The organism is Sulfurimonas sp. (assembly GCF_018698455.1).
Classification (GTDB): Bacteria; Campylobacterota; Campylobacteria; order Campylobacterales; family Sulfurimonadaceae; genus Sulfurimonas.
The window spans coordinates 34,822-56,860 of the sequence record NZ_JABIOQ010000024.1 but is presented as its reverse complement, the minus strand read 5'-3'; the positions used below and the strand labels follow the sequence as shown (position 1 = coordinate 56,860).

At 33.0% G+C, this 22,039-nt stretch carries 21 protein-coding genes; 5 read left to right on the top strand and 16 right to left on the bottom strand.

Translation table 11 applies throughout. From position 1 onward, the window contains the following. The first annotated feature begins 72 nt into the window (after positions 1 to 72). Positions 73 to 429 carry a histidine triad nucleotide-binding protein gene (locus HOG88_RS03810; RefSeq protein WP_295003376.1) on the top strand — a complete coding sequence of 119 codons (357 nt, stop codon included), beginning with the start codon at positions 73 to 75 and terminating at the stop codon, positions 427 to 429. 217 nt (positions 430 to 646) lie between these two features. Here HOG88_RS03810 and HOG88_RS03805 read toward each other — a convergent pair whose 3' ends face one another. The 15 genes from HOG88_RS03805 to HOG88_RS03735 all read right to left on the bottom strand — a co-directional run bounded on the left by HOG88_RS03805 (position 647) and on the right by HOG88_RS03735 (position 16,827). After that, entirely contained in the window at positions 647 to 1,111 is a 465-nt protein-coding gene (locus tag HOG88_RS03805; RefSeq protein WP_295003374.1) for an OsmC family protein, read from the bottom strand. Positions 1,112 to 1,124: 13 nt separating this feature from the next. After that, a complete protein-coding gene (gene argH / locus HOG88_RS03800) occupies positions 1,125 to 2,501 on the bottom strand; it encodes an argininosuccinate lyase (RefSeq protein WP_295003372.1) in 1,377 nt (458 codons plus the stop codon). A 114-nt stretch (positions 2,502 to 2,615) separates the two neighbouring features. Beyond that, positions 2,616 to 2,951, bottom strand: a complete 336-nt coding sequence (locus HOG88_RS03795) for a cytochrome C (protein ID WP_295003369.1) — start codon at positions 2,949 to 2,951, stop codon at positions 2,616 to 2,618. Positions 2,952 to 3,045: 94 nt separating this feature from the next. Beyond that, positions 3,046 to 4,860: a menaquinone biosynthesis decarboxylase gene (locus HOG88_RS03790; RefSeq protein WP_295003367.1), complete on the bottom strand. Its 1,815-nt coding sequence runs from the start codon at positions 4,858 to 4,860 to the stop codon at positions 3,046 to 3,048. Positions 4,861 to 4,870: 10 nt separating this feature from the next. Continuing rightward, positions 4,871 to 5,830, bottom strand: a complete 960-nt coding sequence (gene hemC, locus HOG88_RS03785) for a hydroxymethylbilane synthase (protein WP_295003422.1) — start codon at positions 5,828 to 5,830, stop codon at positions 4,871 to 4,873. Continuing rightward, positions 5,830 to 6,654: a thioredoxin domain-containing protein gene (locus tag HOG88_RS03780; RefSeq protein WP_295003365.1), complete on the bottom strand. Its 825-nt coding sequence runs from the start codon at positions 6,652 to 6,654 to the stop codon at positions 5,830 to 5,832. The genes hemC and HOG88_RS03780 overlap by 1 nt, the downstream gene beginning before the upstream one ends. Next, positions 6,617 to 7,048: an FxsA family protein gene (locus HOG88_RS03775; protein WP_295003363.1), complete on the bottom strand. Its 432-nt coding sequence runs from the start codon at positions 7,046 to 7,048 to the stop codon at positions 6,617 to 6,619. The genes HOG88_RS03780 and HOG88_RS03775 overlap by 38 nt, the downstream gene beginning before the upstream one ends. Then, positions 7,049 to 8,752 (bottom strand): proline--tRNA ligase, encoded by a 1,704-nt coding sequence (locus HOG88_RS03770; protein WP_295003361.1) that lies wholly within the window; start codon positions 8,750 to 8,752, stop codon positions 7,049 to 7,051. A 10-nt stretch (positions 8,753 to 8,762) separates the two neighbouring features. Further along, complete coding sequence (hemA, locus tag HOG88_RS03765; RefSeq protein WP_295003357.1) at positions 8,763 to 10,004, bottom strand: glutamyl-tRNA reductase; 1,242 nt, start codon at positions 10,002 to 10,004, stop codon at positions 8,763 to 8,765. Then, positions 10,004 to 10,891: a polyprenyl synthetase family protein gene (locus HOG88_RS03760; RefSeq protein WP_295003355.1), complete on the bottom strand. Its 888-nt coding sequence runs from the start codon at positions 10,889 to 10,891 to the stop codon at positions 10,004 to 10,006. The genes hemA and HOG88_RS03760 overlap by 1 nt, the downstream gene beginning before the upstream one ends. A 9-nt stretch (positions 10,892 to 10,900) precedes the next feature. Further along, positions 10,901 to 11,314 carry a hypothetical protein gene (locus HOG88_RS03755; RefSeq protein WP_295003351.1) on the bottom strand — a complete coding sequence of 138 codons (414 nt, stop codon included), beginning with the start codon at positions 11,312 to 11,314 and terminating at the stop codon, positions 10,901 to 10,903. A 4-nt stretch (positions 11,315 to 11,318) separates the two neighbouring features. Next, the gene (gene argB / locus HOG88_RS03750) at positions 11,319 to 12,170 is read right to left on the bottom strand and encodes an acetylglutamate kinase (protein WP_295003349.1); all 852 of its coding nucleotides are present in this window, start codon (positions 12,168 to 12,170) and stop codon (positions 11,319 to 11,321) included. A gap of 63 nt (positions 12,171 to 12,233) precedes the next feature. Further along, entirely contained in the window at positions 12,234 to 14,090 is a 1,857-nt protein-coding gene (locus HOG88_RS03745) for a flagellar assembly protein A (RefSeq protein WP_295003346.1), read from the bottom strand. A gap of 117 nt (positions 14,091 to 14,207) precedes the next feature. Then, positions 14,208 to 16,310, bottom strand: coding sequence for a Tex-like N-terminal domain-containing protein (locus HOG88_RS03740; protein WP_295003344.1), 2,103 nt, complete (start codon positions 16,308 to 16,310; stop codon positions 14,208 to 14,210). Continuing rightward, on the bottom strand, positions 16,303 to 16,827 hold the full coding sequence (locus HOG88_RS03735; protein WP_295003342.1) for a YgjP-like metallopeptidase domain-containing protein: 525 nt from the start codon (positions 16,825 to 16,827) through the stop codon (positions 16,303 to 16,305). The genes HOG88_RS03740 and HOG88_RS03735 overlap by 8 nt, the downstream gene beginning before the upstream one ends. Positions 16,828 to 16,917: 90 nt before the next feature. Between HOG88_RS03735 and HOG88_RS03730 the strand changes: the two genes are divergently transcribed. From HOG88_RS03730 to HOG88_RS03720, 3 genes are all read left to right on the top strand, one after another. Continuing rightward, positions 16,918 to 18,273, top strand: coding sequence for an FAD-dependent oxidoreductase (locus HOG88_RS03730; protein ID WP_295003341.1), 1,356 nt, complete (start codon positions 16,918 to 16,920; stop codon positions 18,271 to 18,273). Continuing rightward, positions 18,273 to 19,310, top strand: coding sequence for a hypothetical protein (locus tag HOG88_RS03725; RefSeq protein WP_295003339.1), 1,038 nt, complete (start codon positions 18,273 to 18,275; stop codon positions 19,308 to 19,310). Before HOG88_RS03730 ends, HOG88_RS03725 begins: the two co-directional genes overlap by 1 nt. A gap of 74 nt (positions 19,311 to 19,384) precedes the next feature. After that, positions 19,385 to 19,990: a LysE family translocator gene (locus tag HOG88_RS03720; RefSeq protein ID WP_295003337.1), complete on the top strand. Its 606-nt coding sequence runs from the start codon at positions 19,385 to 19,387 to the stop codon at positions 19,988 to 19,990. 188 nt (positions 19,991 to 20,178) lie between these two features. Here the strand turns inward: HOG88_RS03720 and HOG88_RS03715 are convergent, their stop codons facing one another. After that, on the bottom strand, positions 20,179 to 20,835 hold the full coding sequence (locus HOG88_RS03715; RefSeq protein ID WP_295003335.1) for a glycerophosphodiester phosphodiesterase family protein: 657 nt from the start codon (positions 20,833 to 20,835) through the stop codon (positions 20,179 to 20,181). Between the two features lie 13 nt (positions 20,836 to 20,848). Here HOG88_RS03715 and HOG88_RS03710 point away from each other — a divergent pair, with 13 nt between their 5' ends. Next, a complete protein-coding gene (locus tag HOG88_RS03710; RefSeq protein ID WP_295003334.1) occupies positions 20,849 to 21,958 on the top strand; it encodes an FAD-dependent oxidoreductase in 1,110 nt (369 codons plus the stop codon). Positions 21,959 to 22,039 lie beyond the last annotated feature (81 nt).

Genomic DNA, 22,039 nt, shown 5'->3' with positions numbered 1-22,039 from the left:
CTTTAATATAAGTTATAAATAGCTTCATTAGACTTTTAGTATGTTATAATTAAACAAAATTAAGGATTTAATATGTGCCTATTTTGTAAAATAGTTAATAATGAAATACCCTCAAATGTAATACTAGAAGATGAAAACTTTCTTGCTTTTCACGATATAAATCCTAAAGCACCAGTCCATATACTCGCTATTCCAAAAGTACATGTAGATAGTTTTGATGATGTGAAACCAGAAACTATGTCAGGTTTTACTAGCTTTATACAAAAAGTTGTTAAAGAAGTAAAAATAGATAAGACGGGATATAGAGTTATAACAAATATCGGAGATAACGGTGGGCAAGAAGTTGGCCATTTACACTTTCATATTCTTGGTGGGGCAAAACTAAAATGGGGGCATTTCAGTGATGCAGATCCTATGAATAATCTCTAGAAAAAACTCTTTGAGTTTTCTCCCCAATCTCTACCTTTTGCAACAAAGGTAAACTCATAAGCTATACTCATTAATGCAATACTAGCTAATAAAACAATAGTCATTTCAAACATAATATAATCCTTGTAGATAATTTTTATGTTTGAATTCTAGTCAATTTTTGCCTTAACATTCAAAAACTTTGCGTTTTGTCATACTTTTTTTAAGATTTACTCTTTTAACTTGGACAGGCTTCTATCTCACCCATATCAATATTAGAACCACCACCACTTATAACTTCTTTATTTTCACAGATTAGTTTTCCATTATGTGTAACTGAATATGTTATTTTAGTAGTATCACGAATAGTATTAATAGTTGAACAATATGTTTCTATTGATGCCATCACCCACCTTTGTGCCATTGTATCATCAGCATCAGAGTCAAAAGTATATGTTAGGTGTAAAGATGTGAACTTTGCAGGATGCGGCTCAGCACGAACAACTTCCCCATCAACAACTAAGTTACTAACAGTTTTACCTTGATTTTTAGGCATCATAATCAAATCTGTAGCACTACAAGTAATAATTCCAGATAAAAAATATTCTATCGGGGATATTGTTGGACAATCTATAATGAAACTACTTTTTGCAGTTTTTGCTTCAAACTTCATTTCTTCTTTATGTGTTATGCTAATTTTCATAATTATTCCTTGTTTACTTCAGATAGTTTTTAAAGTGCTCTAGTTGTTCTTCAGTTCTTACAGATGCAGTTCCGCCCTCTGAAGTTCTTGCATTCATTGAGTGACGAAGTTCTAAGTATGCCATTACATCTTCATTTATTCTCGCATCAATCTCTTTTAAGTACTTAAAATCCATCTTAGATAAGTCGATTTTAAGCTCTTCGCCCTTAGCAACAGCACGACCTGTTATAAAATGTGCTTCACGAAATGGAATTTCACATTTTTCGACTAAATAGTCAGCTAAATCAGTTGCACTTAAATGTCCAATCGCACATGCCGACTCCATATTTTGAGATTTAACTTCCATTGTTTTAATAGCTTCTTTTAGTATCTCTAAAGATATTTCAGCAGTCTCAACTGCATCAAAAACTCCTTCTTTATCTTCTTGTGTATCTTTGTTATAGGCTAAAGGAAGCCCTTTCATTACTGTCAAAAGTCCCATTAGTGACCCATAGACACGACCAGTTTTTCCACGAAGAAGTTCGGGAACATCAGGATTTTTCTTCTGTGGCATAATTGAGCTACCGGTAGAATATTCATCACTGAGTTCTACAAACCCAAACTCATATGAAGACCACATAACTATTTCTTCACTCAAGCGTGAAATATGCATCATCATTGTTGAAATATTAAAAAGTATTTCAAGAGCAAAGTCTCTATCACTTACCGTATCTAAACAGTTTACACTTACACTATCAAAGCCTAACATCTCAGCTGTCATATTTCTATCCACATTATGTGGTGTTCCAGCTAAGGCAGCACAACCAAGTGGAGAAATATTATTGCGCTTGTATGAATCTTCAAATCTTTGAATATCGCGTTTGAACATACAAAGATATGCCCCTAAGTGAAATCCAAAGTTGATAGGTTGTGCATGTTGAAGGTGAGTCATTCCAGGCATTAGTGTCTCTGAGTGTTTCTCTGCCACTACAAGAACTTCTTTCATAAGTAACTTCATTAAATCTACAATCTCTAAGTTTTTACGAAGAACATAACGACGAAAATCCACTGCAACTTGGTCATTTCTACTTCTTGCAGTATGTAATTTCTTACCACTATCACCAATGAGTTGAGTCAAGCGTTTTTCTATACCCATATGCAAATCTTCATCCTGTATATTCCATTCAAAAGAACCAGACTCTATTTCAGATCTCACTTGATTTAAACCATCTATGATTTCAATTAGCTCTTCTGATGTTAGAATACCTTGTTTAGCAAGCATAGAAGCATGAGCGACTGAGCCCTCAATATCTTCTTTATAAAGCTTTCTATCATACATAATTGAAGCATTAAACTGGTCTAATAGACTTGAAGCACTTGCATTAAAACGACCTGACCACATTTTATCCATAATTATATCTCCGATTTTAAAAAGTTTTGTATTTTAGCGAAATAAGGTGATTTTACAAAGTGTAAGAAGAACAACAGAGTAATAAACTACTCTGTTTAAAAAAGAAGTTAGATATTAGTTACAAGCTGGAACATTTCCACTATCTCTTGCATACTCAACAAGGAACTGTTTCAAGTGTTTAGTTTTTTTAGAATATTTCTTACTTCTAAAATATTTCCAAGATTTTTTAGCTTTTCTCTTTTTAAGGTGAAGAGCTGCCAACTTTTTACCTTTTTTCTTCATAAGCTTTTTCCATGTCCTCATTTTATACTTAGAAACAAAGTTTTGCCCAGCATCATGGCACTTTAAACATTTTTTTACAAAAACCCTTTGTCCCTTATAAATTGCTGCGTTTGACGATGTTAATGTTAAAACAGTTAACGATAGAAAAATTAATATTAGTTTTTTCATACTTACCCTTTTATGATTTATCATATAATATTACATTAGAAATTATTATATTTTCCTTAGATGGGGTAAAATATATTTTTTAATCACAAAATATCTATAATTGATACTTTATAGCGAGGTTTTCTTCCAAACTCCAAACATTTTTTTCTTTTAATCTCTCTATTACAGAAGCTGTACAATCAACATCATCAGGCCATTCTCTTGTAAAACCATCTAAACTATTTTTATTTGTTCCGTCCACACCTACCATAAGTCCAGATGTATATATATCTCTTTGTGCATCTACATTATTACTTACTCGCCAAACTAGCATGTAAGGATTATCTAACTCATTCTTTTCCTCATCTACAAAAACTACTATTCTTATATGTGGGCTTAAAGATACTAAATCATCAAAATACTCACTTACACTCTTTTTTTTATTAAGACTTATAACTGTAATAGGATTTTTTGTACTTGGCATATACTGATGTAATCCAACTACTTCAGGTATCAATTCTTTTAATTTACTTAAAAGATCCGTATTTCCCAGATAAACAGGAGCCTCAACTTTATTTGCTGCTGTTGCATCAATTCCAAGTTTTCCACCTACTAGTGTTTCAGGCGAAGAATGATCAAGAGCATCTAAGATACCCTCAGTAATAAACATAGACTTAGGTGTAAATCTATTTAAAATATAGTTTGTTAATGCCTCATAATTATCAAGTTTTGGAGCTTTATCATCTACAAATATTGCATGTTTTACAAAACTCATCTGTCCTGCTCCCCAAAAAGCATGCATAAATTGTTTTGCATGTCCTTTATATAGTGGCTGCATTTTCCCAAAGATTAGGTTGTGGAAACCTGCATTTTCTGGCATATGATAATCAAGTAAATCTGGTACTGTTGTTTTTAAAAGAGGGAAGAATATCTTTCCTGTCGCCCAACCCATATACTTATCTTCTAAAGGTGGTTTTCCAACAACTGTTGCCAAAAATGTTCTTTCTTCCTTCATTGTAATTGCACTGACTTCCATAACAGGATAAGGCTCTTCAAGAGTATAGTAACCTGTATGATCACCAAAAGGACCTTCTACTTTAAGCTTACTCGTGTCAACCCATCCTTCTATGACATAATCAACATCACGAGGAATATAAAGTGGTGTAGTCAAAGACTTTACAAGTTGTGCAGGTTTTTTAGTTATAAGACCATACATGAGAAGTTCATTAACCCCATAAGGAAGAGGTGCTGTTGCACACCAAGTATAAAGAGGATCTCCACCGATGGCTATACTTACAGGCATCTTTTTTCCAGCTTTTTGGTACTGATCAAAAAAGTGAGAGCTATCTTTGTGTATCTGCCAATGTACTCCTAGATGATTTTTATCATAAACTTGTAGTCTATACAAACCAAGGTTTACCATTTCTCCATCAAAACTCTGAGTATAAACTTGTCCCATTGTTATGTATGGTCCACCATCTTGTTCCCAAGTAGTAAGAACAGGAAGTTTCCCTAAATCAACATCTCCATTAAGATACTTTATTTTTTGGCATTTACCCTCGCCTTTTAACTTTTTGGGGAAAATATTTTTCAACGAAAAAAGCTCTTTAGCTAAGCCCATTTTTGCAACTAATCCACTAGGTGGTTTCATATGAAGTAGTTTTGTAATTTCCTCCGCTACAGACTCAACACTTCTACCAAAAAGTAGCTCAGTACGCTTATATGAGCCAAATACATTCATAAGAACAGATTCATCAAATTTTTGTCCATTCTTCGCGTCGATTACATTTGTAAAAAGAAGTGCTTTTCCACCATCTTTTTTCTTTACCTCAGCATAGGCTAAATGAGGAATTTCAAGATATATATCTAACTCTTCATCAATTATCTTGAGTTCATTATGCTTTTCTAAAAGTTTTATAGTTTTTTTCATATTTTAATTCTTATAGTCTTTGTGGCATTTCATCTTTAAAGGCCATTTTTTGTGCATTTTCTAAAAGTTCTAGAGCACCCTCTGCTATCATTTTTTGTGCCACTCTTTGACCTAAACCTTGAGAATCACATAGAGATACTACTTGTTTTTCTTGCATTATATTTGTTCCATCAGGAAAACCAAGCATAACTCGAAATGTAACTTCATTTTTTCCTACGACGGCGTTACATGCTACAGGTGCCGAGCACCCTGCCCCAATAGCAGATATAAAATCTCTCTCAATTCTAGTTTCCATAAATGTATTTACATCTTTGAGACTCTCTGCAATCTCTCTTACTTTATCATTATTGCATACTATCTCTATTCCTAGAGCTGCTTGTCCCATTGGAGGTATCATCATATCAAGTGAGAGTTTTTGTATATAAGGAATATCTTTAAGTAGGTCTAATCTATGTAGTCCTATCCAAGCAAGTATAATCGCATCATACTGGCCTTCACCTAGTTTTCGAAGTCGTGTGTTTACATTACCCCGTAAATTTTTTACTACAAGATCAGGTCTTTTTTTAAGTAGTTGCATTCTTCTTCTTAAACTTGTAGTACCGACAACTGCTCCACTAGGTAAATCTTCTACAGATGTGTACTTATGGGATAAAAAAACATCACTCTGGTCTTGACGAGCAGTTACTGCTACTAACTCTAAACCATCAGGTATATAAGTAGGTACATCTTTTAAGCTGTGAACTGCTATATCAGCCTCACCGCGAAGCATTGCATCCTCTAGTTCTTTTGTAAAATGACCTTTGCCACCTATTAGAGCTAAAGGTTTATTTAAAACCTTATCGCCATTACTAACTATCTTGTTTAAAACTACTTCTACATCAGAAAATACGGATTCTATCCTATCTTTTATATGATATGCTTGCCACAGTGCTAAGTCTGAAACTCTTGTTGCTATTGTTAATTTCATGATTATTTATATTTCAAATATTTTTTTTTAGTTTTATCTATTGCACCATCAAAGTAAAGAGTTGGTGTTCCGTTAACCATAACATTATTAGCTGTCTCTGAGTCATAGTTAACTTGTTTATTTACCTCTGTAGTTGTCAAGTCTGCTGGAACTAACTTTGAACCTATAGCCTTGTTAAACGCAGTAAGAACCTTCTTTATATCTTTTTCTTTTGCGTCCACTTGAACCTTATAAAGATTTAAAACGACATTCTTATATCCTTTAAGTTCTGCAGCTACAGCGGCTTTCACTAAAGGCACAGATGCCGGATGAATCGATGGAAGTGGAAAGTGGTAGTAATATATAGCAAACTTTTTAGGCTGCTTTTTCATATCTTCTATAGCACCAGGAACAAAGCTTCTACAAAATGGACATAATGGATCTGAAAAAATTGCTACTTTATGTTCTGCATTGTTATTTCCATAAATAAGATTTTCTTTTTTATAGTACCCATCTTTAAACTTTGGTCTTACAGAGTCAGTAAGACTTTCTTCTGTTTTAAGGCTCGTAAGTTCTTTAGTGATAACTTCTCCATTTGAGAACCATATCACTTTTTGTTGAATTAAATTATCTGGTTTTTTTTTGAGTGTTGCTTTAAGCACTACTATATATGCTTTCCAGTCTTTGAGTTCCTTTAATGCAACTTCTTCTTCAATTTCAAGTTGCAGAGTTTTAATATTTGTATTTTCTGAATACTTTTCTTCTAAATACTCTTTAACTTTTTCACCGCTTGTACTTGCGTTTACAAAACTAACTAATAGTAGACTTGTCGCTAATAACTTCAACATCAATAACATCTGAATCCTTTGTAATATTTCTATCTTCCACAAAATCTGTCTTACACTTGCCTTTATACATATTATAACGACTCACTAGTATCGTAGTAAAAAGAGAAAACTGCATTAGTGCTCCTATTATATCAGTTAAAAAGCCCGGAATAATAAACAGAAGGGCTCCAAGAAGTGTAAAAAGGTTAAGCTTTTGGAATTGTTCTAAGTCTATGCAATTATAGGAAACTGCTGTCATATTTTCTACTAATATCTTTCTAAAATTTACAAGAATCGCAATCCCTACAAATGCACTCAGTACTATTTCTAAAAAAGTAATCAAACCACCAATAGAAGACGAAATATTTACAGAAATCAGTACTTCTAGAAAAAGATAAATAATAAAATATAGCATTTAAATAAGTTCCATAATTGATTTAAAGACATTATCTGCACTTACATCATCTTTCTCTTTTGTAGCTCTTGTAAATATCTGAACATTTCCATTTACAAGTTCTTTTCCTATAATGACAGTATATGGAAAACCTATAAGTTCTGCATCTTTCATCTTAAAGCCAAATCTATCTTTTCTATCATCTATCATTACTTCAACACCAGCAACTTGAAGTTTTAAGTAAAGGTCTTCACCCATTTTCATTTGTTCTTCATCTTTGATATTACTAACCATTACATTTACCATGTAAGGTGCTGTTGCTTTAGTCCAGATACAACCACTTTCATCATGATGCTGTTCTACTACTGAAGCAACTAAACGCGAGACACCCATACCATAGGTACCCATGATAAAAGACTGTGCTTTTCCATTCTCATCTAAAAACTCAGCCTTAAGGGCCTTTGAATATGTAGTTCCTAATTTAAAGATATGTCCAACTTCAATACCCTTAGAAAAAGACAACTCTCCCTCACAATGAGTACATGAGTCTCCTTCATTAACTTGGGCAATATCACAAAAATAGGCCACATCGCTTATAACAGAAAGGTCCGCACCAACAAAGTGATAATCTTGCTCATTAGCGCCACAAATCATATTTGTTGCACCTCTAAGGCTTTCATCTATTACATGCTTTGCCTTATCTTGATCTAGTGGACCTACAAATCCTGGAAATAACCCAATTTTGGTGAGTTCTTCTTCACTTGCATCTTCTATCTCTAATGCTTCAGTTGCATTCATTGCTTTTACATCTTGAAGAGTATCACTACCACGTAGAAAGAAAAGTACTATCTCACTACTCTCATCATATATCACTTTTTTAGCCACACATTTTATAGTGTAATAAGCATCTACTTTAAAAAATGCTTTTAATTCTTCTATACTCTTTACATTGGGAGTTTGAAATTTATTAAAAGCAGCTTCTGGGGCTTCTGGTAGTTCTGTTTTAACTGAGCGAGTCGCTGCTTCTATGTTTGCACCATATTCACATTTTGAACAAATTGCTATTGTATCTTCACCACTATCAGCTATCACCATAATCTCTTTAGAAGCACTTCCACCAATCGCTCCACTATCAGCTTCAACAACTCTAAAATCAAGTCCTAAACGAGAAAGAATCTTTTTGTATGAAGCCTCGACAGCATCAAATTCTCTATTTAAATCTTCTTCTGATGCATGAAAAGAATAGCCATCTTTCATAGTAAACTCACGCCCACGCATAAGTCCGAAACGCGGTCTTGCTTCATCACGAAATTTAGTTTTAATCTGGTAAAGATTCATTGGAAGTTGTTTATATGAAGTGATTCGATTTCGAACTAAATCTACCATCATCTCTTCATGTGTTGGCCCTAAAAGAAAAAGGTTATCTTTACGGTCACGAAAACGAAGTAATTCTTTTCCAAATTTTTCCATTCTTCCAGACTCTTCCCATAACGAGGCAGGTGTAACAAAAGAAAGCTCAACTTCTTGTGCTCCTATATTGTTCATCTCTTCGTGAATAATATTTTCTATCTTTCTTATAACACGTTTAGCAAGAGGCATATAGTTATAAAGTCCTGCTGCATTTTGAGAAACAAAGCCTGCTCGTGATAAAAAAATATGGCTTACTAATTGTGCATCTGATGGTGCATCTTTTGATGTTGGTATAAATACTTTACTTCTTCTCATTAAACTAATCCTACACTTTTTCTTTAATTATTGAAGCGATTGCTCCACTTAATAAATCACTATATGGCTCTTTCGTCTCATTTCTCATGTTTACTGTAAAATCATGTAAAAATCTTTTTAATACCTGCTCACACATTTTCTTAGCTTCTTTTTCATACTCTTTAGGTATATATCCACTTTGGATGGCTCTTGCGCTTTCTTGTGCAGCTGCATCCCCTGCTCTAAGGTATATCTCTTTTATTAGTGGCTCTATATCTTGAGTATTAAGCCATTCAAAAAAATCTACTATTTCACGACCAATAATACTATGTGCAGCTCTTGAAGCATTCTCACGAAAAGTGAGATTTTCATCTACTATCGCCTTTAAGTCATCTATGACATATAGATGTATATTCTCACCCTTACTATAGTGAATATCTCTAGGGAGGGCTAAATCAAACCAATATCTATCAAAATCACATGATTTAATAATTTCATCAGTTATTATTGGAGAAAATGAAGATGTTGCCGTGTATAATATCTCAAATTCATTTATTGCTGTTGGTAATTCACAAAAGTCTAATACTTCAGCCTCACAACTTTGTGCAAAGGCCTCAGCCTTATGTTTAGTTCTATTCATGATATAAACATTTACGCCAGCTGTTTTTAAATGCTTTGCAGTGATTTCAGACATCTCTCCAACACCAATAATTAGTGCTTTTTTACCTTCTAAATCATGAACTAATGATTTTAGCTTTGAGGCAGCAACACTTGCCATTGAAACTGGTTTAGAAGATATTTCTGTAGTACTTCTTACCTTAGCCGCACATTTAAACGCTGACTTCATCGCTCTTGCTAATTTCTTACCACAAAATTGATTATCATAAGCAAATCTAAATGCATCTTTTAACTGTCCTACTATTTGCGTCTCACCTATAACCATCGAGTCCAATGAAGATGTAACACTAAAAAGATGGTGTATTGCGGAACTACCATCAAAAATATCAGCACGGCCTTCTAACTCTTCTATACTGATATTTGAGCGATTACTTAACATATTAAATATATGTTCTGTCGCGCTTGGAATATCGCTACAATTACAAAGTACTTCCATTCTATTACAGGTAGAAATTAAAATAATTTCTAAAATAGCATCATTTTGTAAAAGAGCTGTAAGACATTTGTGCTTACTCTCTTCATCTGGATAAGAAAGTTTTTCTCTTATCTCAAGAGTAGCATTTTTATGAGTAAAGCTAATATTTAAATAGTGCATTAATAGTTTCTCTTTATCATTGTTTGTAAAATATTTACCAAATCTTCATCACCACTCATAACACTTTGAGCTTCTAGTGAAAGTTTTTCTGCAAGTTTAAAAGACTCTTCAACACTTTGGTGAGTCATCATTTTTTCTTTAATCCAAGAGATTTCATCTGCACAGAGCTTTTTAGCATGAAGTGATACTAGCTTTTTTCTATCATTTTCTTCAAGCTTTTCATAAAGGTATATATATGGTAATGTACATTTTCCCTCTACAAAATCATTCATAGCTGGTTTACCAAGAGTTTTTGAATCAGTTGTAATATCTAAGATATCATCAATTATCTGAAATGAAAGACCAAGATTTTTGCCATACACTTTATGAGTATTAACATCTTTTTTTGCGAGCATTGCACTAGCAGCAGCTGATGCTTCTATAAGTGTAGCTGTTTTAAGGTAAAGCATATTTAAGTAAGTCTCTTCTGACTCATTAAACTCTTTTGCCATATTTACATCTAATAGTTCACCCTTAGAAAGAGAAGTTACTGAAGATGCTATAATCTTTGCAATCTCTTTATCAAATACTACAAGCTCGCTAAATGCCTTTGAGTATAAGATATCTCCTAACATAACAGCTGTTTTACTACCTTCTGTCGCGTTTACAGAAGACTCTCCACGTCTTGTCATTGCATCATCTATAACATCATCATGAAGAAGTGAAGCAGCATGAATCATTTCTACTATTGCACCTAAAAGTGGTGCTTGCTCATTATCAGAAGCTATTTTTAAAATTAATTTCGCACGAAGACGTTTACCACCGTTTAGATTACTAAATAATCGTGTTACTTCATCATAATCAATCTCTTCAATTAATCGTGCTAATTCTTTTTCAACTCTTTGCATTATCTCACTTTAATCATTTTTAAACTCATCTATCTGTGTCTCTCGTCTTGGATCAGATAAAAAAAGTTCAAAAATAGCTCTATTTTCTTTAGTATCAAATTTCTTAAACTTAACTAAGAAGTAGACTCTTTCATAAATCCTAGAACCTCTTTTTAGTATTACTTTAAAAGTTTGATTTGTATTATTTAAAAACATCATATGATGTGACACAATTGTATCGTAAGAGCTTAAAGTAACAAGCCCTTCATTTGTATAAAGAGTCCATCTAAAGGTAAACTTTCTCTCTTTATTTTCATATTTTACAAGAAATACCTTTTGTTCATCCTTTTGTAAAGAAATATCATCCATTTTTAGTAACTCATCAGCAGATGAAATACTCATAAACAATATTAAAGCGATGAAAACTTGTAAAATCAAACTCACATCTTTACTTAACTATTTGGGTACCAACACCCTCTGAAGTAAAAAGTTCAAGTAACATAGAGTGTTCAAGTCTTCCATCAATAATGTGTGCTTTTTCAACGCCACCAGTAATTGCTTCAAGGCAAGCATCTACTTTTGGTACCATTCCACCATGAATTGTTCCATCAAGTTTAAGGTTATTTACTTCATGAGCATTTAAAGATGTATAAAGGTTCTTATCATTATCTAATACACCTTCAGTATCTGTTAAAAATATAATTTTATTTGCACCTATTGCTTTTGCAACATATGAAGCACAAAGATCTGCATTTATATTATATCCTGGATGACCCATCTCTTCTCCAGCGGCAATAGGAGCGATAACAGGAATAAATCCTTCATGGATAAGGTTAGAAACTACATCTGCTTTTACATCTGTAATATTTCCAGTTAATCCCCATTTTGAAAAATCTTTCGCCTCAGCTGTAATAAAATGTGCATCTTTACCACTTATGCCGATTGCTTTAGCACTGTGTGAGTTCAAAAGAGAAACTATTTCTTTATTTATTTCACCACTTAAAATCATTTCAGCTATACGCATAACTTCTTTAGTAGTTACTCGCTGTCCATCAATAAACTTTGTATCAATTTTAAGTGCATCTAACATCTCTGTTATTTTTTTTCCACCACCATGAATGATTACTGGTTTAATACCAACAAGGTACATAAGTAAAATATCTTCGGCAAATTTTTCTTTTAATTGAGGGGAAGTTTGTGCTGAACCACCATATTTTATAACAACAATCTCTTTACGAAACTCTTTTATAAAAGGGAGTGCTTCAAGAAGTGTTTTTACTGTTTCTATTTTTGCTTTCACTTTATTTCCTTCTAGGTAAATAATAATTTCGCAATTTTATCTAAATATTTCTTTATTTATCAATTAGTCAGTATTAACAATTTCTAAAATACCTTCTTCATTTTCTTCTAATTGAAATATTTTTTTCTTCATATCTTCATGAATATTAAGTTTAATATCTCTACTTGGATTCTCTAATTTATATGTTATATGATTAAAACCACGTCCAATATTTCCTATTTCAACTTTAGAATCTAAAATATTTGTCATATTTTTAATAATTTCCTCTTCTATTGCTTGAATCTTTGTTTTTTGATAGAGAACTTCTTCTCGAAGTTTTTTATAACGAACTTTCATAAGTTTACATGATTTAAAATTTTTGATAAGGACTGCCGAAATTGTAATTCCCTGGGATTGAGCCTTTACAATAGCATTTTTTATTTTTTTACATGGTTCCATATTTGTTTTAAGTTTTTCGCCATAATCTTTGAACTTTTTAGACAGACCTTTAAATTCTTCTCTTGAATTTTTGAGATTTATTTTTCTCTCATCATTATTATCGATATTACTGAGGCCCTTTACAGAGGAATCTAAGATAAATTTATTTTCTTCTCCTCGGATACGCTCTACTTCTATAAACTCAGAAGCTTCCATTGTTACATAAGCACCTAATTCCCTTATTTTAATTGTTTTAGCACGTATTTTTCCACTTATTGCATTTTTAATAATAGCAATATCAGCGATAACTTCCCCACCTTCAAGTGTTTCTATTTCTACTGTATGTCCTGTTATTTTTCCTTTATGAAGTCCCACTTTAGCCTCACTACATTGGATTAGTGAACTGTTATGTGTTTGACCACTAATTTCAACACTTCTTGCTTCAACCTGCGTAGATGGGCCAATGCTTCCCTTTATTGTAAGGTTTTGCACCTTTACAGTCATCCCTTTTTCAATAGCATCTTCAAGAGGATTTTCCTTAGTAACATTTACAGATATATCATTATCAAGGTCTGTGTTGATTATTCCAGTAGTTTTAAATGATATTTCACCTATATCAATACTGTTTGAAACGTCATAACTATTTCCAGTTTTAACAAGATAACCACTTTTTGTGGACATATACTTTATATTTTTAAGACTATCAAGTATTTCAATATTATTGTCAATAGTAAAGTTTGGTTTTGCATCTAAATCGACAATATCCACTGCAATAATCTTTCCACGACATGTTCTTCCATTTGTACCCTGCTGTGGTTTATTAAATTGAAAAAGCTGTTCACCTTCTTCACAACTAATAAGGAATCCTCTATTAGCATAATCAACACGACCTTGGTTATCTTCTTCTCCAAGTCTATAGCTATCTTCTTTCGTCATAATACTTTCATGTTTTATTGAAGGGATTTCTTTGAGTCCTTCTGAAATAGGTATATGTTTATCGTCTTTAAAAGTTATTTTTTTTATTTGCTTAAGCACACCAATAAAATCTTTTATGCTCTTTTTATAAGGCACATCAAATAAATTGATAAGAATCTTTGCTTTAAGTTGCTGTTCTTGAATAAATTCTATAAAGTCTGAGTAAATATTATCATAGTATTTAAGTGTTGAACCCTTTTGTATAATTAGGTTAGCTTTTGTATATCCATCTTCAAATTCCACTTTAACATTCATGTTATTAAAAGGATAATTGTCGAGTTTTGAGAGAATTTCTATTTTACACTCTTGTTCAAACTCTAAAGAGGCATCACACATATAATTTTCATTTCTGTACTTACTAAGATCATCCTCTTTAATCTCAACAAGGTTACTATTACTGTCTTTAATAAAAGTAGTAGAAGTACCTATTTTGATGTATAGGTCTGAAGATGAAATAGAATTTTCTGCTGCAACACGAAGAAGTTCACGAGATACACTTTTAGTTACTATATGAACTGATTCAATCATATCTTAATGTTCCTCACTACTATTATCTTTTAAGGATAACAAATTTAATCTAACATCTACCTTTAATACTTTGCAAATACTACTCTTGCATTAATACTATATATTTATGTAACAAATTTATTCTATTATTAGACTAAGTCCAACTTTTCCATTGGCATTATCTATAGAGACTACTTCTATCATGGGTAAGTATTGATTTATTGATAACACCTCTAAAGGATGTGCTATTCTTTTTTGACTCATCTTTGATATATGTATCATCCCATCATTCTTTAGTCCAATATCGACAAATGCTCCAAAATCTGCAATATTTCTCACAACTCCTGAAACAAAACTCCCTTCTTTAAGCATTTTAATATCAGTTATACCTTCTTTAAATGGTACACCAGGCAAATCTTCTCTAGGGTCAAACCCAGGCTTACGAAGCTCTTTAACAATGTCACGGAGTGTTTCTTCTCCAACTCCAAACTCTTTAGCTTTGAGATTAAAATCCAATGTGACCAAGTCAAGTGTATGGAGTTTTTTAGCAATCTCATAACTTTCAGGGTGAATTCCAGTATTGTCAAAGGGACTTATTCCATGTTTTATTCTAATAAATCCGGCAGCCTGTTCATATACTTTTTTCCCTAAACCTTTCACTTTTAGAAGTTGGTTCTTACTTGTAAAGTTTCCATTTTCATCTCGAAAATCTATAATGTTTTTTGCAATTTTAATCCCAATACCTGCTACATGAGAAAGCAAAGACCCTGAAGCAGAGTTTAGATCAACCCCCACACGATTTACCAAGTCCGAAGTTACATCATCTAGTCTTTTATGTAAAAGCTTTTGATCGACGTCATGTTGATACTGCCCTATTCCAAGTGATTTAGGATCTATTTTCACAAGTGCCGCCATTGGATCACGAAGTCTTTGTGCTATAGATATTGCTCCACGGATTGTTACATCTAAATTAGGATATTCGTCTTGTCCTAGTTGTGAAGCTGAGTAAACGGAGGCACCTGCTTCTGAGACAACTGTGTAACTAAGATTAGCATTTTCTTCACTGTTTAGACGAGCAAAAAATTCTTGTGCTTCACGTGAACCAGTTCCATTTCCAATCGCCACACCCCTAATAGCATATTTTTTTGCAAGTTGTAAGACCTTGTCTTTAGAGTTTTCATAATCTTTTCTAGGTTCCGTCGGATAAATTACTGCTGATTCCAAATAGTTTCCATTTTCATCTATAACTGCCAACTTACATCCACTTACAAATGCAGGGTCAACACCTAGTAAAACCATATTGGCAACTGGTACATTCATTAGAAGTTGACCAAGATTTTTCCCAAATACACCAATTGCTGCCGAATCGGCCTTCTCTTTCAACTCTCCTTGAACTTCTCTTTCTATTGATGGAAGTAGAAGTCTTTTAAGCCCATCTTTATATGCAGCAAAAAGGTACTCTTTTGAACTAGAAGCATTACGAGGAATTTTATACTGTTTTATATTTTCTTCAATTCTCTCAACATCAATGCTTATTTTAACTGACAACTCTTTTTCTTTAACAGCTCTCATAATTGCTAAGTATCTGTGTGAGGGAATGTAAGCAACTTTTTCTGACTTTGAAGCCAAGTTTTTAAAAACTCCATTTTCATTAAAAGTTTTCGTTTTCTTTGTTTCTAAATTTCCATAGCGCTGCATAGAAGTACGAATGGCTTCTCTTTCTCTAGGCTGATCAGAATAGCGTTCGGCTAAAATATCTTGAGCACCTTTTATAGCTTCTTCTATGGAACTCACATCCCTTTTTATAAACTTCTTTGCCTCACTTTGAAATTCAGTAGTTGTAAGTCTTGCACTTTGCAAAGTATTTGCCAAAGCTGTGAGACCATTGGCAACTGCAATAGTGGCACGAGAAGATTTCTTCTCTTTAAAAGGTCTATAAATATCTTCTAAAATCCTCAAAGTATCCGCTTCTTCAATGCTTTTTTTGATTATTTCAGATAAAACTGCTCTCTCTGCTATAAGACGAGAGACTTCAACCTTTCTATCAAGCAGTTTTTTAGAACTGATATATATCGTCTCAAACTCACGTAACACCTCATCATCCGCACCGCCTGTCATCTCTTTTCTATATCTAGCGATAAATGGTATGGTAGAACCATCTTCTAGAAGTTTTAAAATGTTATTTATATATTCTTTTTTTAGTAATGTTTTTTTACAAAGTCTTTCTATTAAATTATCCATTATTTGCTTTACCCCACTCTTCAAATTTTGATTCTCTATCCATATGTGTCAAGTAAAGTCTTAAGTCAAACTCTACTTGATGATAAGAGCCCATCATATATTCACACAATTTATAAAATGCCTTGTTATGTTCTTTCTCTTTAAAATGGGCTAGTTCATGCACCACTATCATCTCTAAAAACTCTTTTGGAACACTTTTAAACATTGAAGCTATTTTTATCTCGTTTTTTGCTTTGAGTTTTGAACCTTGAACCCGAGATATAAAGTGATGAGTTCCAAGTGCATTATGTATCACATTAATCTTTCCATCATAGTGAGTTTTACTGAGTGGAGGAGATTTTTTGAGATACTCATTTTTGATATCCATCGTATAGCTAAAAAGTGTTTTATCATTTTTATAATTATGTGCATTGGGATATTTTTTTAAAAGGTGTGACTTTAACTTATCAGCTTTTATAAGTTTTACAACTTGCTCTTGCACACTGATTGGATAATGCTTTAAGTACTTTAACTTCATTATCTCTCTTTTTCTGAAAGTATACTACAACTAAATCTTTTATAAATTTAGTATATAATAAAATAATTGAATGAACCAAGAAGGAACACCATGAAAACATATGACATTATAGTAATTGGAGCAGGACGAGGGAGTAATCTCGCCCGAAATGCAGGCAAAGCCGGTAAAAAAGTAGCTATCATCGAAAAGTCAAAATTCGGAGGGACTTGTCCAAACCGTGGGTGTGTTCCTTCTAAGCTTCTTATTGGATATGCCCAAGTGGCTCGCGGCGTTAAAGATTCTTCTAGACATTTTATAGATGCAACCATTAATTCTATAGATGTTAAAAAAATATTTGAAGATACTAACAGCTATATCCAAACGATAGATCCTGCATATAGAAGTAGATTTAATGAAAATGTTGATACATATACTGGTACTGCTTCTTTTGTCTCTAACTATGTAGTCCAAGTCAATGGAGAACAAATTACAGCTCCTAAAATAGTTATAGCAACCGGTACTCGTCCCATAAATGCCCCGCATGAAAAAGCTTGGACTAGCGATGATATATTTCCACTTCTGGGTGAAATTCCAAAATCTATTACTATTGTAGGTTCTGGATTTATTGCATGTGAATTAGCTAACTTTTTTGATGCTGTAGGTATAGAGACAAAGTTACTAGTACGTTCACAAAGTCTTTTGAAAAATGAAGATGAAGATATATCTGCAATTTTTAAAAAAGAGTTTACTCAACATGTTGATGTCGTGTTTGATACTAGTATTAAACAAATAGAGCATAAGGACAATACTTTTTATCTTACTCTTGAAAATAAATCCGGAACAGTAACATCACATGCTAGCGAAGCACTTCTTTATGCAACGGGAAGGATGGCAAACACCGATACATTAAACTTAGAAAATACAGATATTCAGACTAATGAAAGAGAATTCATCGTGAGAGATGAGCATTTTGAGACAGCAGTTCCTGGTATTTATGTTGTCGGTGATGCATCTGGAGAGCATATGTTACAACATGCGGCAGCTGCAGAAGTTAATCATGTCCAAAAAGCTTTACTTACAGGAAAAAAAGAGATATTAAAATTTAAGTATATGCCTCATGCAGTATTTACACATCCAGAAATAGCTAGTGTCGGTTTAACTGAACAAGATGCTAAGGCTAAGGGGATTGAATATGTTGGCATTACTAAAGGCTGGAATGCGAGTGCTAAAGCTCAGTCTATGCGTCTTAAATACCCTAGAACAAAATTCCTAATAAATCCAAAGACTTATGAGATACTCGGATGCCATCTTATAGGTCCGCAGAGTGCAACAATGATGCATCAAGTTTTAAGTATAATGCATATAGATAATGACATACGACATTTAAAAGAGATGTTATACATCCATCCTGCACTCAGTGAAGCCCTCCTTCCTGCTGCAGTGAAGGCTGTAGGTGCCATGAAGTAATGAATCAAGGAACATTGACTTCTACTGCTACACACAACCTCCGCACAATCATAGACCTTGTGTTTAATTACACAGACAAAGAGACTGCTGTAGTAGTATATGACAACAACTCTTTGCTATCTAGTGTGTTAAGTGAGGCATATAAACATTGCCTTCCAAATGCCATCTTTATAGACTTTGATGAGTGCCCTGCTGCGGAAATCTTAAAAATATTAGATTCACTTGAAGCATATGACCTCGTAGCCTTAGTCCAATCTACAAGTTTTCGTCTAGATGCGTTTCGCATACGTGTAGAGTTGTTTAAACGAAAAATAAAAGTCATTGAGCACCCTCATGTTAGTCGTATCTCAGACGAAGATGCTATTCACTATATAAATTCTCTTGAGTATGATTCTGAATATTATAGAGGTATTGGCCATGCATTAAAAGCAAAAATAGACAGTTCCCCATCTGCAATTATTGACAGCGGTGGAGAGTTTTTAGTCTATGACGCACCCTTTGAATCTACGAAACTTAATATTGGGGACTACTCTAACATGCCAAATATAGGTGGTCAGTTTCCTATAGGAGAAGTATTCACAGAAAGTAAGGACTTAAAAGCTCTCAATGGACGTCTTCGGATTTTTATATTTGCTGATAAAAATTATAGAATCAATAAGCCAAAAAATCCTATCACACTCATAATAATACAAGGACAAGTAGTGGCATGTGAAAATTCAACTCCAGAGTTTGACCAAGTCCTTTTTAATATACGAAAAGATGAAGGGGTTGTTTGGGTACGTGAACTTGGGTTTGGACTTAACCGTGCATATAGCAAAACTAAAACGGTTGATGACATAGGCTCTTATGAGAGAATGTGTGGTGTTCATGTCTCTTTAGGTACCAAGCACGGAATGTATGGTAAACCTGGATTTAAACGTAGAGATGGTAAATACCATTTAGATGTTTTTGTAGATGTTCATAGTGTAACACTTGGGGATGAAGTTGTTTATAAAGATGATGCTTGGATTATTATTCCATTCAATCATTCTACTTAAGAGTAAAGCATTATGTATTTATTTTACTTCAAGTACTTATCATATAATATTAGAGATGATTGAAGGAGAATTAAGTGCTACAATCATTTGTTGAAGGTTTCTTGTTAGGGTTTGGTGCTGCCCTCCCATTAGGACCTATAAATATATTAATAGTGAATAATGCTTTAAAAAGTTATAAAGCCGGTGTAGCCCTTGGTCTTGGAGCTATGAGTGCAGATATACTTTATTTATTTTTAATTTTAGCAGGAACGACAGGCTTGATTCATAATCCTGCTATTCTCAATATCATAGGAATATTTGGAAGTTTATTTTTACTATATCTTGCATATATTATTTATAAGAGCAAAGAAAAAATCTTAAAAGTACAAACAATAAGAGTACAAATAAAGAACCTTTTCAAGATATACTCACAAGGATTTATTTTAACACTTTTTAATCCAATGACCATTGCTTTTTGGTTTAGTATTACAGGATATGGATCGAGTCGGGATTTAAATATGGGATTTACTATTTTGGGATTGATAAGTGCAATCACCCTATGGATAACAATTATGCCCTATTTAGTACATCGATCTAAACAAAAAATTTCGCAAAGAGCATCTAAGTATTTAAATACCATCTCTGCCTTCATTTTATTTGGCTTTGCTATTTTCTTGTTTACTGATGTAGTATTTTTATAATAAAATTAACATAAAAGATGAGTATTGCTCCGACATAAAAAACATACCCATCATAGAAGACAACATCTCTCTTTCTAAAAGTATAAGTATTATAAAAGAAGCAGACTAAAGACTTTATAAAGCAAAAAATCGGGTATAAATCGTGTAATATCAACATATATCGAAGTTTTATAAATATTTCAGACCCCTTAATTTTTCATAATTCCATACAATCCTGCTTGTTTTTCTTTACTCAAATCCTCTTTATCAACAGTCCAAAATATAACCTTATGGCTTTGCATAATTCCTCGTTTAAGTGCAATGTTTCTCAGTGCAATTTCTATATCGAAGTAACTGACATACGGGTAGTGTTTGTCAAACTCTTCATCACAGAGAACCGATGCTCTATCTATTAGTTTATGAAGCTTTATATTATGATTTAAAAAATGTATATATTCCAATACTCTATCTTCAAAACAAGAAACTTCCACAAAATCCAGTTTATCCCGTATCTTTTTCTCTATGATTTCACATAATTTTTTATATGTAGATGGAACATATTTTATTTCCAACACAAGTATAATTCGTTTGTTTAAAAGTTGAAGTATTTCCTCTAAAGTTGGAATTGATTCTCCCAAACCAACATCGATTTTTTTCAATTCTTCCAATGAAAGATTTTCAGGTTTTTCATCAGACCCGGTAAATCTAACAAAGTCGTCGTCGTGAAAAAGGATAACCTCCTCGTCTAGGCTTAGTCTTAGGTCTGTTTCTATTCCATCTGTGCCAGCCTCAATGGCTTTTTTAAAGGCCAATAGTGTATTTTCTGGATATAGTTCACTCAAGCCTCTATGTGCAATACTTATCATAAATCATCTTTTTATGTTATTATACCTAATGGACAAAAAATATGATACAGTTATTATTGGAGCTGGGATCAATGGTGTTGCAATAGCAAGAGCGCTTGCTTTATCTGGAAAAAAAGTTCTCATAGTAGAAAAGTCTCACATTGCTGCTGGTGCTTCTTCTAATTCTTCAAGGCTTATTCACGGCGGTTTGAGATACTTGGAAAATTTTGAATTTTCATTAGTAAAAGAAGCATTACTAGATCAAAAATATCTTTTAAAAACATATCCTGGCCTAGTAAAACAGTGTCCATTTTATCTGCCAATTTACAAAGGTTCTAAGCGTCCATTTTGGGTTATAGGTCTTGGTTTATGGTTGTATGGACTGCTCGCGTATCATAAAGAAAAACCTACAGAGGTAAGTAAAATAGAGTTTTTAAAACAATTCGAAGCGATTAAAAAAAAGAACTTAAGAAAAATATATAAATATTTTGATGCGAAAACAGATGATAACTTACTCACTCATACTATAGCTGAAGAAGCACGAAATGCTGGCACAGAAATCTTAGAATACACTCAAATAACAAGGATTGATGTAAGTAAAACACTCATAACATTGCAAATTAACAATGATGTTGTTCAAACTAATATACTTATAAATTCGGCTGGTGCATGGATAGACGAAGTCAACACTACATTTAACCTTCCATCTTCATATACAATCGAGAAGCTAAGCGGAATTCATCTTATTATAAACAGAGCACTAGTGCCCCAACCACTTATTTTAGAAACTTCAACTAAACGTATATTTTTCATCATCCCGGATAAAGATGCCACCATTATAGGAACAACCGAACGAAGCGAAGACATGCAAGTGGACGATATAGTCATAAATAACGAAGATATTGAATATCTCCTCAATCAAAGTAATGCATATCTTAATATTGTATTGACTAATGACGATATCCAAGAGGTATATATAGGAACAAGACCAATAATCAAAAGTAAGAAAAATCTATCTAAAATGTCGAGAGAATACAAACTCGACTTGCACAGAATAGGTCAAAATAAAATTCTTAATGTGTACGGAGGAAAATTGACAACTTTTCATTCTCTCTCCAAAAAAGCATTCAAAATTTTAGACTAAATTCTTGAGAACCTATATGCAGCCATAACTCACATAACAAGTCAAAACAAGCTCATGATTTATCTATCTCTTTCCTAAAGA